The organism is Sporolactobacillus sp. KGMB 08714, assembly GCF_036598985.1.
Classification (GTDB): Bacteria; Bacillota; Bacilli; order Bacillales; family Sporolactobacillaceae; genus Sporolactobacillus.
In genome coordinates this window covers 1-5,010 of sequence record NZ_JAUUBW010000050.1, presented here as the reverse complement: position 1 = coordinate 5,010, position 5,010 = coordinate 1, and the positions used below count along the sequence as shown (strand labels likewise).

4 protein-coding genes are annotated in these 5,010 nt (G+C 44.3%); 3 read left to right on the top strand and 1 reads right to left on the bottom strand.

Going from position 1 to position 5,010, the window contains the following annotated elements; all coding sequences use genetic code 11:
- The first annotated feature begins 80 nt into the window (after positions 1-80).
- The 3 genes from potE (at position 81) to Q6A92_RS17105 (ending at position 3,897) form a co-directional block, all read left to right on the top strand.
- Positions 81-1,412, top strand: coding sequence for a putrescine-ornithine antiporter (potE, locus tag Q6A92_RS17115; protein ID WP_332238835.1), 1,332 nt, complete (start codon positions 81-83; stop codon positions 1,410-1,412).
- A 58-nt stretch (positions 1,413-1,470) separates the two neighbouring features.
- The gene (pdxS, locus tag Q6A92_RS17110) at positions 1,471-2,355 is read left to right on the top strand and encodes a pyridoxal 5'-phosphate synthase lyase subunit PdxS (protein WP_274402243.1); all 885 of its coding nucleotides are present in this window, start codon (positions 1,471-1,473) and stop codon (positions 2,353-2,355) included.
- Positions 2,356-2,961: 606 nt separating this feature from the next.
- Positions 2,962-3,897 (top strand): cation diffusion facilitator family transporter, encoded by a 936-nt coding sequence (locus Q6A92_RS17105; RefSeq protein ID WP_332238834.1) that lies wholly within the window; start codon positions 2,962-2,964, stop codon positions 3,895-3,897.
- Positions 3,898-4,256: 359 nt separating this feature from the next.
- Here Q6A92_RS17105 and Q6A92_RS17100 read toward each other — a convergent pair whose 3' ends face one another.
- Positions 4,257-4,829: a TIGR01440 family protein gene (locus Q6A92_RS17100; RefSeq protein WP_332238833.1), complete on the bottom strand. Its 573-nt coding sequence runs from the start codon at positions 4,827-4,829 to the stop codon at positions 4,257-4,259.
- Positions 4,830-5,010: the final 181 nt, after the last annotated feature.

Sequence of the window (5,010 nt, the reverse complement as noted above, 5' to 3'; positions counted from 1 at the left end):
GGTAAGGTCAATCATTAAATTATGATAATTAATCTAGAAAATTCGAATTAATAGCTTGGTATCCATAAGGAGTGCTGAAAATGGGCAAAAGCAATAAAATGGGAGTCTGGCAGCTTACCATACTGACAGCAGTCAATATGATGGGATCCGGAATCATTATGCTTCCTACTAAATTGGCCGAGGTAGGAACGATTTCTATAACTTCCTGGATAGTTACCGCATTGGGATCGCTGGCCTTATCCTACGGTTTTGCACAATGCGGCATGTTTAGTCAAAAAGCCGGCGGAATGGGCGGATATGCAGAGTATTCATTCGGTAAATCAGGGAATTTCATGGCGAATTATACCTACGGCATATCTTTAGCTATCGCAAACGTGGCCATAGCAATCACAGCCGTGGGGTATGCTGCAGAACTTTTCGGCGTCACTCTCTCTCCGGTTGCCGTCGCTCTATGGACAATTTTTGTTCTATGGCTGACCACGGTGGCCAATTTTGGGGGAGCCAAAATAACCGGCAGAATAGGATCTTTTACCATATGGGGAGTCATTATTCCTGTCGTCTTGGTGGGAGTAATCGGCTGGTTCTGGTTTAAAGGAGGAATGTACGCAGCCGCCTGGAATCCTCACAATCTGCCGTTTTTTTCAGCGATGGGACAATCTATTTCCATAACTTTGTGGTCTTTCCTGGGATTTGAATCTGCGTGCGCAAATATGGATGCTGTTGAAAACCCGCAGCGGGATATTCCGATTGCAGTATTGGGAGGAACCCTGGGATGTGCCGTCGTGTATATTCTGTCTACAAATGTCATTGCCGGCATCGTTCCCAATTCCAGCCTGGTAAACTCAACTGCTCCGTTCGGTCTGGCCTTTGCCACAATGTTTACTCCGGCTGTCGGCAAAATAATTATGGGACTTATGATGATCGCTTGTATCGGTTCTTTACTGGGATGGCAGTTTACAATTGGCCGCGTGTTTAAGAGTTCTGCCGATGTCGGCTATTTTCCTCATCTATTCAGTAAAGTGACAACAAAAGATGCCCCGATTGTCGGTATGACTGTGCTGACTATTATTCAGAGCCTTCTTGCTCTCATGACGATTAGCCCCTCTTTGTCCAAGCAGTTCACCATATTAGTTAATTTGGCCGTCGTTACTAATCTGATTCCTTATTTGCTGTCGATGGCCGCATTGGCTGTGATTCAGATATACGCCAAGACATCTGTGAAAAAAGCAAGGGTAACCAATCTGGTGGCATTAATCGGCTCCATATACAGTTTGTACGCACTTTATGCCAGCGGTTTTGAAGCAATGACTTATGGTTCTATCGTTGTTTTCGCCGGATGGACGCTATACGGGTTTATTTCACATCGCTTTGATGCAAGAAATGAGAGCAGTGGAATCCATAAAGCCGTTTAACCGATCATATTTATATTTTTTGGCACGGGATGTTAGTTTATAGCAGGGGGGATATTCAATGGCTCAGACTGGAACCGATAAGATCAAGCGGGGCATGGCCGAGATGCAGAAGGGCGGCGTTATTATGGATGTCGTCAATGCCGAGCAGGCGAAAATAGCGGAGGAAGCGGGAGCGGTAGCCGTTATGGCTCTCGAGCGGGTGCCGTCGGATATTCGTAAAGACGGAGGAGTCGCGCGCATGGCCGATCCTGCAGCTATTGAACAGATTATGAACGCCGTCTCTATCCCGGTTATGGCTAAAGCCCGGATCGGCCATATAGTTGAGGCCCGCATGCTGGAGGCTATGGGTGTTGATTATATTGATGAGAGCGAAGTGCTGACTCCTGCCGATGATATTTATCACATCAACAAAAAAGAATTTACGGTACCGTTCGTCTGCGGCTGCCGGGATCTGGGCGAGGCCGCACGGCGGATCGGCGAGGGTGCGTCAATGCTCAGAACTAAAGGAGAACCGGGAACCGGAAACATTGTTGAAGCCGTTCGCCATCTTCGGATCGTCAATCATGAAGTCAATAAAATTGTTGCTATGTCGGCAGATGAACTGATCGTAGCAGCGAAAGAATTGGGTGCACCCTATGATGTACTTCTGCAAATAAAGAAAAAGGGCTGCCTTCCGGTGGTTAATTTCGCGGCCGGCGGAGTTGCTACACCGGCGGATGCCGCACTCATGATGGAATTGGGAGCGGACGGTGTATTTGTCGGATCAGGTATTTTTAAGTCGGAAAACCCATCTGCATTTGCCAAAGGAATTGTTGAAGCGACGACGTACTATCAAGACTACTCCCGTATTATTGAGGTTTCCAGAGGACTGGGGGAACCGATGAAAGGGCTGGATGTTCACATGCTTGCCCGGTCTGAGCGTATGCAGGAGCGGGGTGAGTAGTCCTCAGTCCCTTTTCAAAGGGGGGCTGCAGTTTTTTAAGCCGAATACGTTATTCCCTTACAATCTGACGGTTTGACAAAGTAAAAATACTCTCGACAGATGGATCCCCCAGGATCCATCTTTTTTTTATTGAAGGCAGCCGGTCATCGGCTGGAAAATTTTCAGAAGCTGCATGGGTCATACAATTCCGATCTTTGATGGCACCGATTATGAAGATTGATAGTACAGCGTCCACTTCCGAACCGATGCCATATTGATACGCTAACGTTTTAATCGTTATCCGAATTTATTTTACATGATTATGGCTGTAAGGATTCCACAATTTCCGGACATACATCGGACATAGAGATGAATAAAATGAATTAAGAAGAAGGGAGCAGCCGGCAGAGATCAAGGGACAGGCTCTCTGCCGGCAATGTCCCGGGAGAGAAAATATGATATAATAATTAAGTGTTTGTACATCAAACTTATAACATCGTATGCGCATAAAGCGGCGTTTCATCATAGATACCTGTTAAAAACAAAGAGGGGACTTTAATAAGTTTTTTATTAATGCTAAATAGGTGAATAGTGCAGCGCCTTTTACTTTAATAAAAGTCATTTAAAATGGTAAATAAAAAAATCATTGAGCAAAAATTGCTGAAACAGTCTGTCGGTATGATGTTTTTGGTTGCTGTGGGCGGTACGGTAGTGGGAACAATATCTAACTCCCGGGCAATTACCTTGGACGGCGTATTTTCATTTATAGCGGTCATCATTAAGTTAATGATGTTAGGTACGTCTAAACTGACTCAGAATGAAACGAGCAAGCGGTTCCAATTTGGCTACTGGCATTTCGAACCGCTTGTTTTAATTGCAGAAGGAAGTTTTACGTTAATTATTTTGGGATACGCCCTTTTTTCGGGTATTTTAAGCTTATTAAGCCATGGCAATCAGATGGATTTTAATATTGCCATATTTTATGCTTTATTTTTTACAATAAGCGACTCTGTGTATTATTTCTACGTCCGGTATGTCAATAAAAAATTAAAATCCAATTTAGTCCGCTATGATAACATCAGCTGGTCCATTGATGCTAAGTCATCAATAAGCCTGTTATTCAGTTTTGCAATTGCCTGGGTATTGTCGCGGACAGAGTGGCGATACTTATCTGTTTACGTTGACCCCATTATTTTAATTGTTATGTCGATACAGATGCTTCCTTCGACTTTAAAGATTTTAATCCCGTCCGTTAAACAGATCCTCATGGTTGCACCGCAGAATTTACACAATCATGTCCAACATGTTATGGATAAATTTATGGCCTATTATTCGTTTAAAGATTACGTCAGCTCGGTGCAAGTATATGGAAATACGCAGATTATTGAGATTAATATATTGGTTGATCGGGACTTTAATGTCGGCAGTGTAGCTGATTTAGACAAAATTCGTAATGAAATTGATCGCGAACTGGGCTATGGACATTTGACAGAATGGCTGACGATAACCTTTACTTCCAGTGAAAAATGGATGGCGAAAGATTACTTGGTTAATGACCGGTGAGCCCGTTTTAGTAAAATCTTTAAGTGCGGAAAGATGAGACTGTCTCAAAAGGGAGCTTCGAATAAAGGGCAGGAGGGAGAAGCATTTCCCCTCTCGCCTTTTCATCTCTTGTCTTGGAAAAAGTTACAGAAAAAATCGCCGATTTCATTTAAGAGGGCTGGAAAAAATCGCGATTGAATCCGGCTCCCGGTGCTGGCTGACGACTTTCTGAAGAAAGTCCGAAAGGGGGGCCCACTGGGAGAAAAGGAAAGCCGGGCAATACCATAAACAAAGAACCGGAGCGGAATTTTGGTGCGCACTCCACTCGGTTCTTTGTTTTTAGGAGGCTTTTGAAACAGCCCCGAATCATTGCGAATCTTTTACATTTCCGGATAGACGGCCCTTTTTCCGCCAATCAGCATTGGACGGGTCCTTGCCATCACAAGATGAGCTTTTCCGATTTGTTTAACATCGCTGCGGACCGGGACAGCGACATGGCGCAGATGCATGCCGATCAATGTATCGCCGATATCAATACCGCCGTCGGCTTTGATAAACTCAACAACGGTGGCAGCGGCCATGTGCTCATAGGCGTAGGTTGCCATCGCTCCCCCGGCATGACGAATAGGGCGGACCGTTACCTGCTCAAACCTGCGTTCTTTCGCCAGATGCTGATCGACGACCAGAACGCGGTTCAGGTGCTCACAGCACTGAAATGCAAAATGCACCTTGGTTTTAACATGGCAGGTGTTCAGTGCTTCGAAAACCGCTGCGGCAATTTCCAGTGAACCGGATGTTCCTATACGATCGCCCATGATTTCACTGGTGCTGCAGCCGATAACCAGTAAATGTTGAAAATCAAAGGGCATTACTTTTTCTAAATCTGCAAGTGCTCGGCTTAAATCACGGGTAATTGGCTGATAGAGAGTTTTCATTAAAAATTTTCCTTTCATCTATACTGAGCAATTCTTTGCAGTCATCACCTTGAAACCTTACTCAAGAATCAAATGAAATGCTATATTTTGTCTATTTTTTGATGTATTGTCTTTTATGTGTAATCCCCATCCGTTTCATTGCATCAATCCGTAGTCACCATTCCATCATGGATTTTGCCTTTTATATTTAATTATTTTG